11 protein-coding genes are annotated in these 15,282 nt (G+C 65.8%); 4 read left to right on the forward strand and 7 right to left on the reverse strand.

The genetic code is table 11. The annotated features are described in order from the left end of the window. Positions 1-30: 30 nt before the first annotated feature. The 3 genes from add to ACNKU3_RS01210 are packed head-to-tail and all read right to left on the reverse strand — an operon-like array spanning position 31 to position 4,115. Positions 31-1,032 (reverse strand): adenosine deaminase, encoded by a 1,002-nt coding sequence (add, locus tag ACNKU3_RS01200; protein WP_418257576.1) that lies wholly within the window; start codon positions 1,030-1,032, stop codon positions 31-33. A 9-nt stretch (positions 1,033-1,041) separates the two neighbouring features. After that, positions 1,042-2,295, reverse strand: coding sequence for an acyl-CoA dehydrogenase family protein (locus ACNKU3_RS01205; protein ID WP_418257577.1), 1,254 nt, complete (start codon positions 2,293-2,295; stop codon positions 1,042-1,044). Next, positions 2,292-4,115, reverse strand: coding sequence for an adenine deaminase (locus tag ACNKU3_RS01210; RefSeq protein ID WP_418257578.1), 1,824 nt, complete (start codon positions 4,113-4,115; stop codon positions 2,292-2,294). Before ACNKU3_RS01210 ends, ACNKU3_RS01205 begins: the two co-directional genes overlap by 4 nt. Before the next feature lie 219 nt (positions 4,116-4,334). Here ACNKU3_RS01210 and ACNKU3_RS01215 point away from each other — a divergent pair, with 219 nt between their 5' ends. Together ACNKU3_RS01215 and ACNKU3_RS01220 are read left to right on the forward strand one after the other, a co-directional pair. Beyond that, a complete protein-coding gene (locus ACNKU3_RS01215) occupies positions 4,335-5,711 on the forward strand; it encodes an NCS2 family permease (RefSeq protein ID WP_418257579.1) in 1,377 nt (458 codons plus the stop codon). 1 nt (position 5,712) lies between these two features. Further along, the gene (locus ACNKU3_RS01220; RefSeq protein WP_418257580.1) at positions 5,713-8,685 is read left to right on the forward strand and encodes an amidohydrolase family protein; all 2,973 of its coding nucleotides are present in this window, start codon (positions 5,713-5,715) and stop codon (positions 8,683-8,685) included. Positions 8,686-8,922: 237 nt separating this feature from the next. Here ACNKU3_RS01220 and ACNKU3_RS01225 read toward each other — a convergent pair whose 3' ends face one another. The 3 genes from ACNKU3_RS01225 to ACNKU3_RS01235 all read right to left on the reverse strand — a co-directional run bounded on the left by ACNKU3_RS01225 (position 8,923) and on the right by ACNKU3_RS01235 (position 12,441). After that, positions 8,923-10,320: an amidohydrolase family protein gene (locus ACNKU3_RS01225; protein ID WP_418257581.1), complete on the reverse strand. Its 1,398-nt coding sequence runs from the start codon at positions 10,318-10,320 to the stop codon at positions 8,923-8,925. 15 nt (positions 10,321-10,335) lie between these two features. Beyond that, positions 10,336-11,685 (reverse strand): amidohydrolase family protein, encoded by a 1,350-nt coding sequence (locus ACNKU3_RS01230; RefSeq protein WP_418257582.1) that lies wholly within the window; start codon positions 11,683-11,685, stop codon positions 10,336-10,338. 165 nt (positions 11,686-11,850) lie between these two features. Continuing rightward, complete coding sequence (locus ACNKU3_RS01235; protein ID WP_418257583.1) at positions 11,851-12,441, reverse strand: phosphoribosyltransferase; 591 nt, start codon at positions 12,439-12,441, stop codon at positions 11,851-11,853. Positions 12,442-12,505: 64 nt separating this feature from the next. Here ACNKU3_RS01235 and ACNKU3_RS01240 point away from each other — a divergent pair, with 64 nt between their 5' ends. Then, positions 12,506-13,081 (forward strand): phosphoribosyltransferase, encoded by a 576-nt coding sequence (locus tag ACNKU3_RS01240; RefSeq protein ID WP_418257584.1) that lies wholly within the window; start codon positions 12,506-12,508, stop codon positions 13,079-13,081. A gap of 129 nt (positions 13,082-13,210) precedes the next feature. Beyond that, the gene (locus ACNKU3_RS01245; protein ID WP_418257585.1) at positions 13,211-13,765 is read left to right on the forward strand and encodes an NAD/FAD-utilizing enzyme; all 555 of its coding nucleotides are present in this window, start codon (positions 13,211-13,213) and stop codon (positions 13,763-13,765) included. 30 nt (positions 13,766-13,795) lie between these two features. On the opposite strand, the gene ACNKU3_RS01250 is transcribed toward ACNKU3_RS01245, so the two are convergent. Then, positions 13,796-15,049, reverse strand: a complete 1,254-nt coding sequence (locus ACNKU3_RS01250; RefSeq protein ID WP_418257586.1) for an MFS transporter — start codon at positions 15,047-15,049, stop codon at positions 13,796-13,798. Between the last annotated feature and the right edge of the window lie 233 nt (positions 15,050-15,282).

Genomic DNA, 15,282 nt, shown 5'->3' on the forward strand with positions numbered 1-15,282 from the left:
GTGCTCCTGTGCAGGGGAATGGTTGCGGGCTCAGCCAGCGAGTGCCGCGTCGATGCGCTCGCGCAGCGCCTGTTTTGTGGCGCTGTCGCAAAAGGCGCTGTCCACCGCGTGGTGCTGGAACCCGGCGATGTCCTCGAGGCTGAAACCAAAGTGTCCGGCGATCCAGGCCAGTTCCTCGCTGAGGTCGGTCTTCAGCACCACCGGGTCGTCGGTGTTGAGGGTCATTTTTACCCCGGCCTCCAGCAGGCGCGGGAAGGGGTGGGCCTCGAGGGTCGGGTAGAGGATGCTGCAGTTGCTGCGCAGGCAGACATTCAGGGTGATGTCCTCGTCGACCAGGCGCCGGGTGAGCGTCGGCTCCTCAATGGCGCGCACGCCGTGGTCGATACGCGAGACCCCGAGCAGGTCCAGCGCGTCGCGCACACCGTCCGGTCCCGCGGATTCACCGGCATGGGCGGTTACCCCGAAGCCCAGTTCCCGGGCCATGGCGTAGGCCCTGGCGAAACGCTCCCCGGTGGGACCGGCGGCAGTCTCGTTGCCGTCGACGGACAGGCCGGCGATGCGCGCGATGCCCGACTCGCCCATCCAGCGCACCAGTGCCTCGGCTTCAGCCGCGGACTGCTGCCGCAGGATCGAGGGCAGCAGGCGAACATCGACGCCGTAAGTCGTCTCCACCGCGTCGAAGGTTTCAGCCAGCGCCGGCAGCAACTCGCTGTAGGGCAGGGCGGCCCAGTGGGTCGGATTGATGATGACTTCGGTGTAGACGATGCCCTGCTGCTGGCAGCGGCGGCCGAAGTTCTCCGCCACCAGGCGCGCCTCTTCGGCGCTGGCCACCAGCGAACAGACCCAGTCGAGGGTGCGCAGGAAAGCGCTGATGTCGCTGAGGTCATAGAGGTCATCCAGCGGCCGCGGCAGGGCGACGCCGCGGGCGTCCGCCAGTTGCTGGACGAGCGCCGGATCGAAGGTGCCCTCCAGGTGGATGTGCATTTCAAGCTTGGGCAGGGCGCGGATGGCGCTCTCGGTGGCGATGGTCATGCGGTGTTCCTACTGGTAGATCCCGGGTTCCGGCTCCCAGCCGGTGATGACATGGCGGCCGATCTCGTGGTTTTTCCACTCCATCGGGTCGTGAAGGGCGAGGGTGCGGGCATTGCGCCACCAGTAATCGAAGCCGGCGCCGCCGGCGACGGAGCGCGTGCCCATCAGCGCGTGCAGCTCGCCGGTGCACTTCAGCGCCGCCCGCGAGGCCGCGGATTTGGCGGCGGAAATCGGGATGGCGAGCTGGCCGCGGCTGATTTTGCCCGCTTCGTAGGCGTCCAGCAGCTCGCCGCAGCGCTGGGTTGCGGCCCAGGCGCAGGCGAGGTCCGCGGCCATCTCCCCGGCGCTGCGCAGCACCATCGGGTCCTGGTTGGCGTGCTCGACGCCGGTCTGGGCCCAGGGCCGGGATTTCTCGTTGATGAACGGCACCGCGGCCGCGAGCGCGCCAAAGCCCATGCCGCACAACAGCGCGGCGAAACCGGCCTGGTAGCGCAGCGCGGACTGCAACAGCGGCGCCTTGCCGGTCACCGAGCCCACCCATTCCGCCGGGCACTGCACATTGTCGAAGCTGATCGAACCGGAATCCGTCGCGCGCTGGCCGAGGGCGTCCCAGTCGCGGTTGACGGTGACCCCGGCTGTATCTTTCGGAATCAGCAGCAGTTGCATGCCGAGTATTGGATTGTCCGCGGTGGCGGCGGCTGCGTTGAAGGCCCAGGTCGCAATCTGGTCTGCCTCGGCGGCGCCGGTGGTGTAGATCTTGAGGCCGTCGACGACAAAGCCGCCATCGCCGGTAGGCGTGGCGGTGGTCTTCAGCGGCTCCACTGCGGAACGCCCGGACTCCGCGACCGCCAGGCCGACGATCTGCTGCTGGTTGACAATGAAATCCGCCAGCCGTGCGCGCTGGAACTCCGGGCAGTAGGCGAATATTTCCCGCACCAGTTCGTCGTGCACCTTGTACAGCTGCCCCACCGCCGGGTCTACCGTGGCCAGGCGCATCTGTATCTCCAGGCTGGCGGCGTGGCTGATGCCCATGCCGCCGAGGTCCTGCGGTACGACCGCGCTCAGCAGTCCAGCCTGCTTGAGCGCCGCCATCGAGGCGCTGGGGTAGCGACCGGCGGCGTCGTTCTGCGGCGCCAGTTCGCGCAGGCTGGCGTCCATGACCTGGTGCAGGCGGGCGAGCAGGGACAGCTCTGCGGGCGCCAGCAGCGGTGTGGGAACGGTGTGTCCGAGAATCGGCGGCAAGGTTTCTTGCAATGTCGTCATGGCAGCTGGTGTATGTGTTGGGGGCAGCGGCAGCAGACCACCACCGGGATGAATTCCATGTTGTAGGAGTCGATCAGGCCCTTTTCGGTGAGGCCGTAATCGGGCACGCCGGCGAGGCCGACGAAGGCGAGGATCATGAACGGACTGTTCAGGGTACTGCCGAGCGCGCGGGCGGCGGCGTCCACCGCATCGGACTGCTCCAGCACCTGCTCCCAGGGCAGGTCGGACATGATCCCGGCCACCGGCAGGGGCAGGCTGGCGAGCACCTCGCCGTCGCGCACCGCGACATAACCGCCGCCGAGTTCACGCAGGGCGTTGGCCGCCGTCGCCATGTCGGCGTTGTTGGTGCCGAGCACCACGAGGTTCTGGTTTTCGCAGTTGGTGGTGCCGGCGATGGCGCCCGCCTGCAGGCCGAAGCCGCGGACGAAGCCACAGGCGCGGGTGTCGGTGCCGTGGTGGCGGTCGATCACGGCGATCTTCGCCACGTCCTGTGCCGGATCCGCCCGGACATCGCCATCGATGACGGAAAGCTCCGCTTCGAAGGCGCGCTTGAAGTAGCCGTCGTACATCTCCATCGCCCGCACCACGGCGACCTCACCGGCGGCGGCCCGGGCAGTGACGCGGAAGGCCTCGGCACTGAAGTTTTCCGGCAGGTGAACGCTGCCGTAGAGTGAAGCGGGGATGGTGTCGGGGTTGGCAAACAGGGCTTCGCCGTCCCCGGCCACCCATTGGCCGTTGAGCATGACGCGCAGCGGCTTTGCATCTTCAAGTGATTCCAGGACCTGCAGGTCGGCGATCCGGCTCGGGGTGATCGAGCCGATCAGGTGGTCGAGGCGGTAGAAACTGGCGGCGTTGAGGCTGGCCATGGCATAGGCCTCCAGCACCGGGACGCCGCAGCGGATGGCCTCGCGCACGTGGTGGTCGATATGGCCGACGCGGTAGAGATCGTCGACATGGCGATCGTCGGCACAGAAGGAGAAGAACGGGTAGCCGCCGGCAACCGCGTTGGTGTCGGCGAAGACCAGCGGCACGTTGTCGTTCATGGAGCCGGACATCACGGTAATCATCATGCCCAGGCGAATCCGTTCGAGCACCTCGCCGGTGTCAAAGGCGTTGTGGTCGTCGGAGATGCCGGAGGCCGCGTAGGACCACAGCAGTTCATCCTTTACCCGCGCCGTGTGGCCGGTGCAGCGGCGGCCCTCGGCCAGGGCCTGGGCGTACATGCGCGCCGCGCGTTCATCGAAGCCGAAGGGGGTCGATTCACCCACGGTGGCGGCGTGGCTGCAGGACAGCCGGCTCAGCTGCTCTTCCTCGGTAACCGTGGCGCCGCCCAGCTCCAGTGCCGGCGAGCGCGGAATCCGGCTGGAGATCTGCTGGAAGATTTTCAGCGGCGTGGCGGTCTGGCCGGCCCAGTCCATGGCGCTGGCGCCGAGCACGTTGCCGATGCAGTTGGGGTCCGCCAGCACGCAGCCGGTGCCGCGCGGGACCACGCAACGGGCGAACTCGCCCGGCGTGAGCAGGCTGTACTCGATGTGCAGGTGGGTGTCGATGAAGGTCGGGGCGATATAGCGGCCGCCCATATCCAGGATTTCCGGCTCACCGTGGGCGGGATGCCCGCAGGGAACCACGGCGGCGATATGCCGCCCCGAAATCCAGACATCCCGGTCAAGAATTTCCCGGCTGTGCAGTGACAGCACCCTCGCATTGGCCAGTACCAGGTCCGCTGCGGCGCGGCCGCCGGCGACTGCCTGCAGGCGCACCAGTTCCCCGGCCTGTGCCGCGAGGTGGTAGCCAAGTGGTTTCTGGGGTGTTGCCGACATAAGTCCTGACCAGCCTGAATCGCTGAGGGCTATGCAAGTAGCAGGCCAGTAAAAACCTGCGGGCATGTTTATTGCTTTGCTGTCAGGGGGTGGTCAGGGAGGGCACGGCCCGCCAGCCACGCCGGCTGCCGGGGTGCCGCAAGGGGCGCGGAAACACCGGTTAAAAAGTTGACCAAAAGGTAAAGAATGGAAAGTTCCCGGGAATTGGATGGTCAGGAAATGGGGCAAATCAGGGCAGAAAGTCCGGATTCTGCACCAAACTGGTTCGCTGCGTATCTCGACCGCAAGTTCAAAATTTCGAGCAGGGGCTCCAGCCTGCGCACCGAGATGCTGGCCGCGCTGACCACCTTCGCGACCATGTCCTACGTCCTTGCGGTACACCCCATGGTCATGGCGGATGCGGGCATGGACCGCGCAGCGGTCATTACCCTGACCGCGGTGGTGGCCGGGGCGTTTTCCATCCTGATGGGCCTGATGGCCAACCTGCCCATCGTCCAGGCCCCGGGCATGGGGGCCAACGCGATTTTCTCCTACACCATCATCATCGGCATGGGGGTGCCGCTGGAGGCGGCGCTCGGGCTGGTATTCTGGAGCGGGGTGATTTTCCTGTTGCTGACGGTCACCGGGGTGCGGCGCATGCTGCTCGATGCCTTCCCCGACGACCTCAAGTTCGCCCTGACCGCCGGCATCGGCCTGTTCCTGATGTTTATCGGGCTCAAGGGGGCCGGGATTATCGTCGGCGCCACCGCACCCGCGCTGATCAGCCTCGGTAACCTGAGCCAGCCGGCGGTGCTGCTGCCCTTGCTGGGTGTGCCCCTGGTCATGGGGCTGATGGCGCGCCGGGTGCCCGGCGCGATTCTCCTGGTGATCGTGCTGATTACCCTGGTCGGCCTGCTGGTGCCGGCGGCGGGGGGCGAGGGCAATGTCACCCGGGTGCCGGAGGCCTTTGTGTCGGCGCCGGTATCCTTTTCCCAGTACGTGATGATCCTCGATATCGGTTATCTCTGGAGCAATTTCCCCAGCGCTTTTCCGGTCCTGCTCACCCTGGTGTTCCTGGACCTGTTCAGCAGCCTCGCTGCCATGAACGCGATGTGCCAGCGCGCCGGGCTGGTGGACGAGCACGGCAATATGCTCAAGCCCACCGCGGCGCTGTCCGCGGACGCCATCGCCACCATCGGCTCCGCGATGGCCGGCACCTCGACGACCAATTGCTACGGCGAGTCCGCCGCCGGCATCGAGTCCGGTGGACGGACGGGGTTGGTGGCGATCCTGGTCGGCCTGCTGTTCTTCCTCGCCCTGTTCATCAACCCGCTGTTGCTGGTGATTCCGGTGCAGGCGACCGCGCCGGCGCTGGTGTTTATCGGCCTGCTGATGTTCTCGGAAGTGCGCCACATCAATTTCGACAATATCGTGACCGGGGGTAGCGCCATCATCACGCTTATCCTGATGGGGGTGACCTCGATCAGCGACGGTATGGCGCTGGGCATGATCGCGTTCACCGCGGCGATGGCCCTCACCGGGCACGTGCGGCAGATCAAGCCCCTCAGCTGGGTGCTGAGCGCCTGTTTCGTCGCCTATTTCGCGCTGGGTGCCTGAGATGCTGCGTTCGGCCATGCCGGCGGGGCTGCTCTGTGCGGCGCTGGCCTGCGCCGCCCCCGGGGCACAGGCTGCGGAGGTGGTGCTGACCGAGGGCACCAACCTCGCTGCCAGCGTGCATCCGCCAAGTGGCGACGCCATCATCGCCCTGCAGGGTCGGCTCTACCGGCAGTCCCCGGGCGACACTGACGCACGGCCAATCACCGGCTGGCTGGAGGACGCCTGGGAGCCGGAACTGGCGCCGGACGGCAAGTCGCTGGTCTATACCGGCTATCGAGACGGCAGCTGGGATATCTGGCGGCTGGCGCTGGCGGATGGCGCCCAACCGCAGCGGCTGACCGACACCCTGTTCGATGACCGCGAGCCGGTCTGGTTGCCGGATGGCCAATCGATCCTGTTTTCCTCGGACCGCAGCGGCAACTACGACATCTGGCAGTTGCGGCTCGCCGATGGCGAACTGGTCCGGCTTACCGACGACCCGGCGGACGAATTCGCGCCCGCGCCCTCGCCGGATGGCGCCGCTTTCGGCTGGATGGCCGCCGTCGGCAGGGAGCAGGAAATCCGCACCCGGGCGCTGGTCGGTGATGGCGCGCCGCAGGCGGTATACCGAACCCGCTCGAAACTCAGTGGCCTGCGCTGGCACCCTGCGGGCGGCCAACTGAGTTTCCGCTCCCTCGACCGCGATGCCGACGGCAATGCCACCTCGGCCCTGCGGCTGCTCAGCCTGGCGGATGGCGGAGAGGAAATCCTCTCGCCGCCGGGTGCCGATGTGTTTCCCTTCAGGGCAACCTGGCTCGACGCCGACAGCGCGCTCTATACCAGCGACGGGGCGATACGCACCTGGCGGCGGGGAGCTGCGCCGGTGGCGCGCCCCTTCCGGGTAAGTTTCGATATTCCCGCGCGCGACTACCCGCGCAAGCAGCGGGACTTCGACAGTCCCGCGCCGCTGCCGGTACTGGGGATATCCCACCCGGTGTTGTCACCCGACGGGACAGAGGTGGCCTTTACCGCGCTCGGCGACCTGTGGCGCTGGAACCCGGGCAGCGGGGCACTGGTGCAGGTAACGGACGATCCTGCCGCGGACCAGATGGCGGCGTGGAGCGACGATGGCAGGAGCCTCGCCTGGGTCTCCGACCGCGGCGGCCGCTACCGCATCTACCTGCAGGACCTGGCGAGCGGCGAACGCGAGGTGCTGCCAGTTGAGAAGCATTCGCTGAGTTTTCCCAGCTGGTCGCCGGACGGCCGCAAACTGGCCTTCTTTACCGACGTTCCGGACAATCCGCTGCTGCATGTGGTAGGGCAGCTGACGGTTTACGACCGCGACAGCGGTGCGCTGACGACACACTCGGCGCCGATGCCGCCGCAGCCGATTGCCTGGAGCGCTGACGGCGACAAGCTCATCACCACCCGCCTGGAGCCCTACAGCCAGCGCTACCGGGAGGGCCTGTATGTACTGGCGGTGGTGGACCTGCTGTCCGGCACCACCACCGATATTACCCCGGTTCCCCATCGCAGCATTGCCCACGCCAGTTACGCCGCCGCCGGAATGGCGGCGTTTTCCGAGGATGGCGCCCTCTACGGCCTGCCCCTGGACGCGGCATTGGCGGCGGCGGGCCCGGTGCGGCTGCTCTACGATGGCCTGGCGGATTCGCCGCACTGGAGTAATGGCGGCAAATACCTGGTATTCCAGGCTGGCAATCGCCTGTTGCGCCTGACGGCGGCCAGCGGTGCCGTGGAGGATATCAGCCCGGCGCTCACCTGGCAGCGCGACCTCCCGCAGGAGGAGTGGCTGCTGCGCGCCGGCAAACTGTTCGACGGAACCGGGGCCGGCTACCGCGAGAACGTCGATATCCACGTCCGCGGCAATCGCATCGCCGCCGTGTATCCGGCGGGAACCCGCGCCGACCTGCCGGTGGTGGACGCCTCCGACAAGGTGGTGATTCCCGGCCTGTTCGAATCCCACGCCCATATCGGCGACCACAACCACAGCGAATCCCAGGGGCGCGCCTGGCTGGCCTACGGGATTACCTCGATCCGCGATCCGGGTTCCAATCCCTACCTCGCCAACGAACGCAAGGAAGCCTGGTCCAGCGGCCGGCGTATCGGTCCGCGCACCTTCATTACCGGCCACAACATCGACGGGCGCCGGGTCTACTATGCCGTGGTCGAGGGCATCACCTCGGATGAGCACCTGGAGCGCGCGCTGCAGCGCTCACAACTGCTCGACGTCGATTTCATCAAGACCTACGTGCGCCTGCCCGACCGCCAGCAGCAGCGGGTGGTGGAGTTCGCCCACGCCATGGGGGTGCCGGTCACCTCCCACGAACTGCTGCCAGCGGCGGTCTACGGCGTCGACGCCATCGAACATTTCACCGGCACCAGTCGCCGCGGTTACACCACCAAGATCAGCGAACTGGGCCGCAGCTACCAGGACGTGGTGGAAGTGTTGAGCGTCTCCGGCATGGGGGTGGTGCCGACCATGGTCGTCCCCGGTGTCGTGCTGACCTTCACCGAACAGGACGATATCTACAGCACCCGCCAGTTCGACGCCTTCTACGGCCCGCCGATGAAACAGACCTACCAGGATTTCATGGGCTTCTTCGGTCCGGGCAGCGAGGGTTACGTCGACGCCTATGGCGAACTGCTCAGCAAGCTCATCGCCCGCGGCGCCCTGGTCGGCACCGGCACCGACTCACCCTTCACGCCTTTCGGTACCGGCCTGCACGCGGAGCTGCGCCTCTACCAGCGCGAGGGCATCCCGCCCGCGAAAATCCTCCAGGCGGCAACGTTACAATCTGCGCGAATTGCCGGCGCGGACGCTGATCTGGGTAGCATCGAGGCGGGCAAACTGGCGGACATGGTGGTGCTCGATGGCGACCCACTGGCGGATATCAGTGACAGCGACAATGTCGTGATGACCGTGAAGAATGGCCGGCGCTATGCCTTGGAGGATTTGCTGGACTACCGGGAATAAGCGGAATAGTTGAAATCCAGCACGTTCTTTCAGGTCCTTCTCAAAACCTGCAGTTCAAACCTGAACCTGTTGCATGTGCGTTCGGTAGAGTGTGAGGCGGAACCTGCCTGCTGGAACCGTGTGGCGACATGGATGTCGCCACCCGAGCCGGTACATGGATGTACGCTTTTTGGCGTGTTCCAGCAGGCAGGTTCCGCCTCGCGCTCGGCAGGTTAACCCCAAAACCCCGAAGCCTGATCAGGATTCACCGGATTTGCTCGCATTTTCCCGCGCCACAATAGCCGCCACCCGCCGCTCCACTTCCTGCTGCACCAGGTCCATGTCCTGTTCCAGCACCTCGCCGTTGTTCACCCGCAGCTTGCCGTCGACATACACCGCGTCGATGTTGTCGGCACTCATGGTGGCGACGATGTGCGCCGCCGGGTAGAAGAGGGCGCCGGTGGCCGGCGAGTCCGGGTCGAGGATCAGGAAGTCGGCGCGCTTGCCGACTTCGAGTGAACCCACTTTGTCGGCGACGCCCATGACCCCGGCACTGCCCATGGTGTGCAGTTTCATCACCTGCAGCGGCGACATGATCTTCGCGTCCTTGTGCTGCATGCGCAGCGCGTACATGCCCATGCGCATGTTTTCGAAGGGGTCGCCGATGTCGGCGGAGGCGGCGCCGTCGACGCCCATGCCGACGGGGATGCCGCGGGCGAGGTAGTCGGGAATGTCGGCCAGCCCGGAGGCGAGGCGGCCGTTGGACAGCGGGTTCCAGCTCATGCCGGCGCCGCCCGCCGCGGTATCGTCGCGGATCTCATCGGTAGTATGGATGAAGTGGGCGAAGCTGTTGCCCTTACGCACGGCACCGGCGGCCATCAGGTCGGGCCATTCGGCGCGGTCTTCCGCGCGTCGCGAAAACTGTTCCAGGTAGTGGAACTGGGCGCCGAGGCCGTATTCCGCGGCCACTTCCATTTCCACCTTGAGCATGGGCAGGTTGCCGTGGAGGCCGACCGAGTGTACCGCGGGGGCGAGCATGGAGCTGCCCGGCGCCGCCATTATCGCCTCGGACTTTGCCATGAACGCGGCGAAGTCCTTGCGGTAGGCGGCGGGAGCCTGGTTCACATTGCCGTTGTAGGAGAACACGAAGTGCTGGCTGAAGCCGGCTTCCGCGGTGAGCGATTCGAGGTATTGTTCCTCGCTGCCGCCAAGGCGCTGGGAGTGGCTGTAGGTGGTGGTGATGCCGTGGGCCAACTGGTCCATGGCGCCGTGCAGGGTGAACCAGTAGAAGTCGCCATCGCTGAAATTGTCACCGTAGGTCCAGTGCAGGGCCTGCAGCCAGGGGTAGAGGACATCGTCGATGGCCAGCCCGCGGAAGGCGGTCTGCCACAGGTGGTTGTGGGCGGAGACGAAGCCGGGGACCAGCAGTTTGCCCTGCGCGTCGACAACCGAGGTCGCTATCGGCAGTTCGCCCTGGTACTCGCCTGCCCCGATGGCGGCAATGGCGCCGTCGCTGGTGGCGAGCAGGTAGCCGGTAAAGGGGGTGTCCTGGCCCTCGGCGAGGGTGAGGATGGTGGCGTTCTCGACCAGTACCTGGGCGCTGCCGAGTGCGGGCAGGCAGGCCAGTGCCAGGCCGGCGAGGCATCTTGTATTCATCCGGTTTCTCCGTTGTCAAACCATCGGGATTGGCGCGAACCCGCGCCGGCGTTCGAGGAAGGCCACCGTGGCGGCGTGAATTTCTTCCAGCAGAGCGTTTTCGTCCGCGCGGCGGAACCTGCCGCCGGCGAGCAGTTGTTCGCCCTGTACCCAGGCATCGCGGACATCGCTGGCGCGACCGGCGAATACCAGGTTCCAGAGCACGGGATCGTGGCCCTCGGCCTCGGCGAGTGGCATCAGGTGCGGTTGCCAGAGGTCAACCGTGATCAGGTCGGCCTGCTTGCCGGGCTCCAGCGAGCCGATCTCGCGACCCACGCCGAGAACCCGGGCGCCCTCGATCGTGGCCATGCGCAGCGCCTCGCCGGCGTCGATCCGGGTGGCGTCCAGGTGAGTCACCTTCTGCAACAGGGAAGCGCTTTTCATCGATTCCCACATGCTGATCGCGTTGTTGCTGACTCCGCCGTCGGTGCCCAGTGCCACCGGAATACCCCGCTGGCGGAATTGCGCCAGTGGCGCGGGTCCGGAGGCCAGTTTCATGTTGCTCACCGGACAGTGGGCGACCCCGGTGCCGGTGTCCGCCAGTACCTCCAGTTCGCCCTCGTCGAGCCAGACACAGTGGGCCAGCAGGGATCCCGGCTTGAGAATGCCCCAGTCCCTGAATTTGTAGACCGGGCGTTCACCGAACAGGTCGATAACCGCGGCGACTTCCTCGCGCTGCTCGCTGGTGTGGGTGTGGATGGGCACCCCGTAGCGGTCGGCGAGGTCGCGGGCGGCGCGGAACATCGGTTCGGAGCAGTAGGTGATGTGCTCCAGCCCCACCCAGGCCCGGGTGCGCCCGCCGCGACAGTGGTCGAGGTCGCGGATGGCTTGCTCGGTGGTTTCCAGGGTTTCGAAAAAAGCCTTGCCGGGGTTGTCCGCAGCATAGGGGACGAGGTGGACGCGCAGTCCCAGCAGGTCGGCGGCGCGGTTGCCCTCGTGCATGAAGCGGTACATGTCCAGCAGTGTGGTGGTGCCGCCCCGCAATGCCTCCATGTAGGTCACCAGGCAGGCGTAGTAGGCGTCCTCGGCCCGCAGCGCCTGGTGTTCACGCTGGTACTCGGGCAGCCAGTCCATCAGCTGGGCGCTTTCCGAAAAGCCTTTCAGCAGGCTGGAATGGCAGTGGGCGTCCACCAGCCCCGGCAGTACCGCGAGGCGGTTGCGCCCGTCGATAACCCGGCTGCCGGGCGGGACGACGGTGGATTCGCCGGGACCTACCGCGGTAATCAGGCCCTGTTCGAAGATGATGGTGCCGGGGTTGAGGACGCGGAACTGCGAGTCCACGCAATAGATTCTGGCGTTGATGATCGCAGTACAGTGCTCTGGCATGAAACGGGCTGGGTCCGGCTGGGCTATTCGTTCCTGTACAGCATTTTTCGTACCAGACCGCCGCGGGCGCAGTCTTCGCGGGCCGGGACCGGAATTAAATGGACCAAATGGTCAGTAATTGGGCGAGGCTCGCACCGCGCTGGTGCGAGGGGTGGCCGGGGTGGCTCAGTGCCCGTCGCGCAGCGCCAGTATCGGTAGCAGCCAGGGCTTGTGGGTTTCGATTTCCGCCCGGCTCAGGCCCTGCAGTTCATAGGGCAGGACCAGCCATTCGTCGCTCTGGTGCAGGAAGTAGTCGGGCACCCGGCCGGTCCGGTTGCGGGACGGTTTGTAGTAGGGCACCGCGACCCGGGTATCCGCCGGCATGTTGCGTTTGCACTTCGCCTGCAGGCGCTCAATCACCGCCTCGATGTTGTAGCCGGTACTGAAAACGTCGTCGACAATCAGCAGGCGATCGTCGTGGTTGAGGTTCTCGTACAGGTATTGCAGGCCGTGGACGCGAATGCTTTCCGGGCTGCCGATGGTGCGCAGGTAATTTTCCATGCCCTGGTAGGAGGTGCGGATGGCGATGTGGTCGGTTTTCACGCCGAGGAACTGCAGGCACTCCTGCACATAGATGCCCACTGCGGAACCGCCGCGCCAGACGCCGACAATGAAGTTGGGGTGGAAGCCGCTCTGGTAAATGTTCACCGCCAGGCGGAAGGCATCATTGAGCAGTTCCTCCTCCTCGATGAAACGTTTTGTAACCGGTTGGTCCACTTTTCTCTCCCCAGGAACCGCCAGCCCAAACTATACTATGCAGGCCTACAGGGGGAATGACTTTTTGTCGGAGAAAATCTACATCGGAGCCCAGCAACTGCTCGAGGACGCGTTCCGCCTGGGCGCCATGGTGCTGGCGAGCGATTTCAAACCCTCGATCATCATCGCCATCTGGCGCGGCGGCGCCCCGATCGGCATCGCAGTCCAGGAAATGCTGGCCTATTCCGGGGTGGAAACCGACCACATCGCGATTCGCACCTCATCCTACGAAGCCCATATCGACGACCGCCGCAGCCAGATCCGGATCCACGGCATGAGTTACCTGGTCAAGCATGTCACTCACCAGGACCGCCTGCTGATCGTCGATGACGTCTTCGACACCGGCCACACCATCGAGGCGGTGATCGACGACCTGCACGCCAAGGCCCGCCTGAATACACCCGGGGAAATCCGCGTGGCCGTGCCCTACTACAAGCCCACCCGCAGCGAGGTCGCCCGGGTTCCCGATTACTACCTCCACGAGACCGCCGACTGGCTGAAGTTCCCGCATTCCCTCGAGGGCCTGTCGCTGGAGGAAATCCGCCAGCACCGCCCGGCCCTCTACGAAATTGTCAGTGGCAGTTTACCGGGAACCAATTAGGCTATAATTTGTTCATAGCTGTATCGCCGGCGCTATGCCGGTTATTGCACGCAAATGCTGCGTACCCGACGGGGCGCTGCGGTATGCCCCTCCGGGTGCCAGGTCCGGCACACGATAGGAGGCTCTTGCATGAAGCGCCACTACTTTCTTTCAGACAATCTCGATGTTCTCCAGGCGGTCGGCCGCGAACTCCAGGAGACGGGTTTCACCACGCCGCAAATCCACGTCCTCAGCGAGGACGACGCAGCGGTTGAACAGAAACACCTGCACCCGGTAGAAGCGGTGCTCAGGAAGGACGTTGTCCGCGGCACCGAGCGCGGCGCGCTGGTCGGCCTGCTCTGTGCCGCGGCGGTCGTGGGGCTGGGCTGGCTCACCGGTATCACCCACGGTATCGGCTGGGTGCCGGTGATTTTCCTTGCCATCGTGTTGCTGGGCTTCTGTACCTGGGAGGGCGGCCTTATCGGCATCCAGGAAAAACATGCGGACTTCCGCCGCTTCGAGTCGGCGCTGAAGGCCGGTCAGCACCTGTTCTTTGTCGACGCCGATATGAACGAGGAGTCGCAACTGCACCAGGTGGTGGCGCGCTATCCAGGCCTGCGCGCCGCGGGGCTGGGAGAAGCCACGCCCGGCATGGTGGTGCGCTTCCAGGACCGCTGGGCGCGTTTCCTGCAGGTAGCCCCCTGAGCCGCGGCAAAGCCTTGCAGCGGCGCCGCGTCAACCCGCAGGGGTGGTAGCGGTCGCCGCGAACCGGCGCCGGGCGCCCAGGCGTGCCAGGGCGCTGGCGATCACCACGTAAACCGCGGCGCCCACCGCCATGGCGTCCATGCTCATCCCGCGGTCGATCAGCCAGCCCATGACCAGCGGGGCGACGGCGGTGGCGAAAACCATGGTCGCGGCGGTGAAGGACTTGATCGCGCCGAGGTGGAGCGTGCCGTACATCTCCGAGTAAAAGGGTGACGACAGGGTGGAATAGGCGCCCACCGACACCGCCATCAGGCCCATGAAACCCCAGGCCACCAGGAAACTGTCGGAACACGCCAGCAACAGCAGGCCGGCCCCCAGGGGCAGGCAGACCAGCGGCACTGAGCGCACGGCGCCGAAGCGATCGACGATCAGCCCTGCGAACAGCTTGCAGACCACGTTAACCGCCGCATAGAACACGAACAGTTGCGCCCACAGCCCCAGGTCCCAGTGCTTGTCTTCCACCAGTTTTACCTGGTGGAAGATAAAACCGGTGAACAGCATGGGCTGGGCGATCAGCGCCGGCAGGAACAGGTAAAGCTGTGGATCGCGGATGACCTCGTTGCGGGTCCACTGGCGTTGCCGGCTGTTGGCCGCCGCGGCGTGGCTGTCGTCCAGCCCCTGCAGGTAAGCCGAATGCCGTGCACTGTGGCCGCGCAGTGCCCACAGGCAGATCGCCGGCGCCAGCAGCAGCGCTACGGCACCCCAGAGCAGCCAGGACTGGCGCCAGCCGACCAGTCCCAGCAGGGCGATGGCCAGGGTGGGCAGCAGGGCCTCGCTGAAGGAAAATCCCATCCCCACGATGGCATTGGCCTTGCCGCGATCTGTCGCCACGTAGCGCATGGTCGCGGTGGGGCCGGTGAGCCCGAGCAGGCCCTGGCCCATGTGCCGCAGCATGAAGATGGCGATAAGCAGGGTGAGGGCGCCCTGGCTGCCGGCGAGCAGCGCGCAGCCCAGGGCCAGGCCGAGGGCCACCAGGCAGGTGAACAGGCGCAGGTCCAGGCGGTCGATCAGCGCGCCGCTCCACACCAGCAGCACGGCGCTGGCGAGGGTCGCCGCGGAGTAGATGGCACCGAATTCACCGTGGCTGAGGCCCAGGTCCTCGCGGATCGCCCCGCTGAACAGGCCGATAAAAAAGGTCTGCCCGAAGCTGGAGCAGAACAACATGCCGAAACCGAACAGCAGCAGGGGCCATTCGGCGCGAATCAGTGGCAGGAAACTGCGCATCTAAAAATACCCCGGAGTGAAGGTGTGCACTCTAACCCGACGCACTTTCGGACGCCATTGGCCATTGGCTAACGAAGTGGCTGACTTTGAAGCTTATGCCACGGGTAGAGTGTGAGGCGGTTCCGGAGGGCAGGTTCTGTCTCACACTCTAACTTCGGTGCAAGTACCCAACAGGGTAGGTTGGGGTGCACTTCGACGTCCGCGCCGGTAAAGTAGCCCGGCGGGGCGCGGTG

Source organism: Haliea sp. E17 (genome assembly GCF_048323675.1).
Taxonomy (GTDB): domain Bacteria; phylum Pseudomonadota; class Gammaproteobacteria; order Pseudomonadales; family Halieaceae; genus Mangrovimicrobium.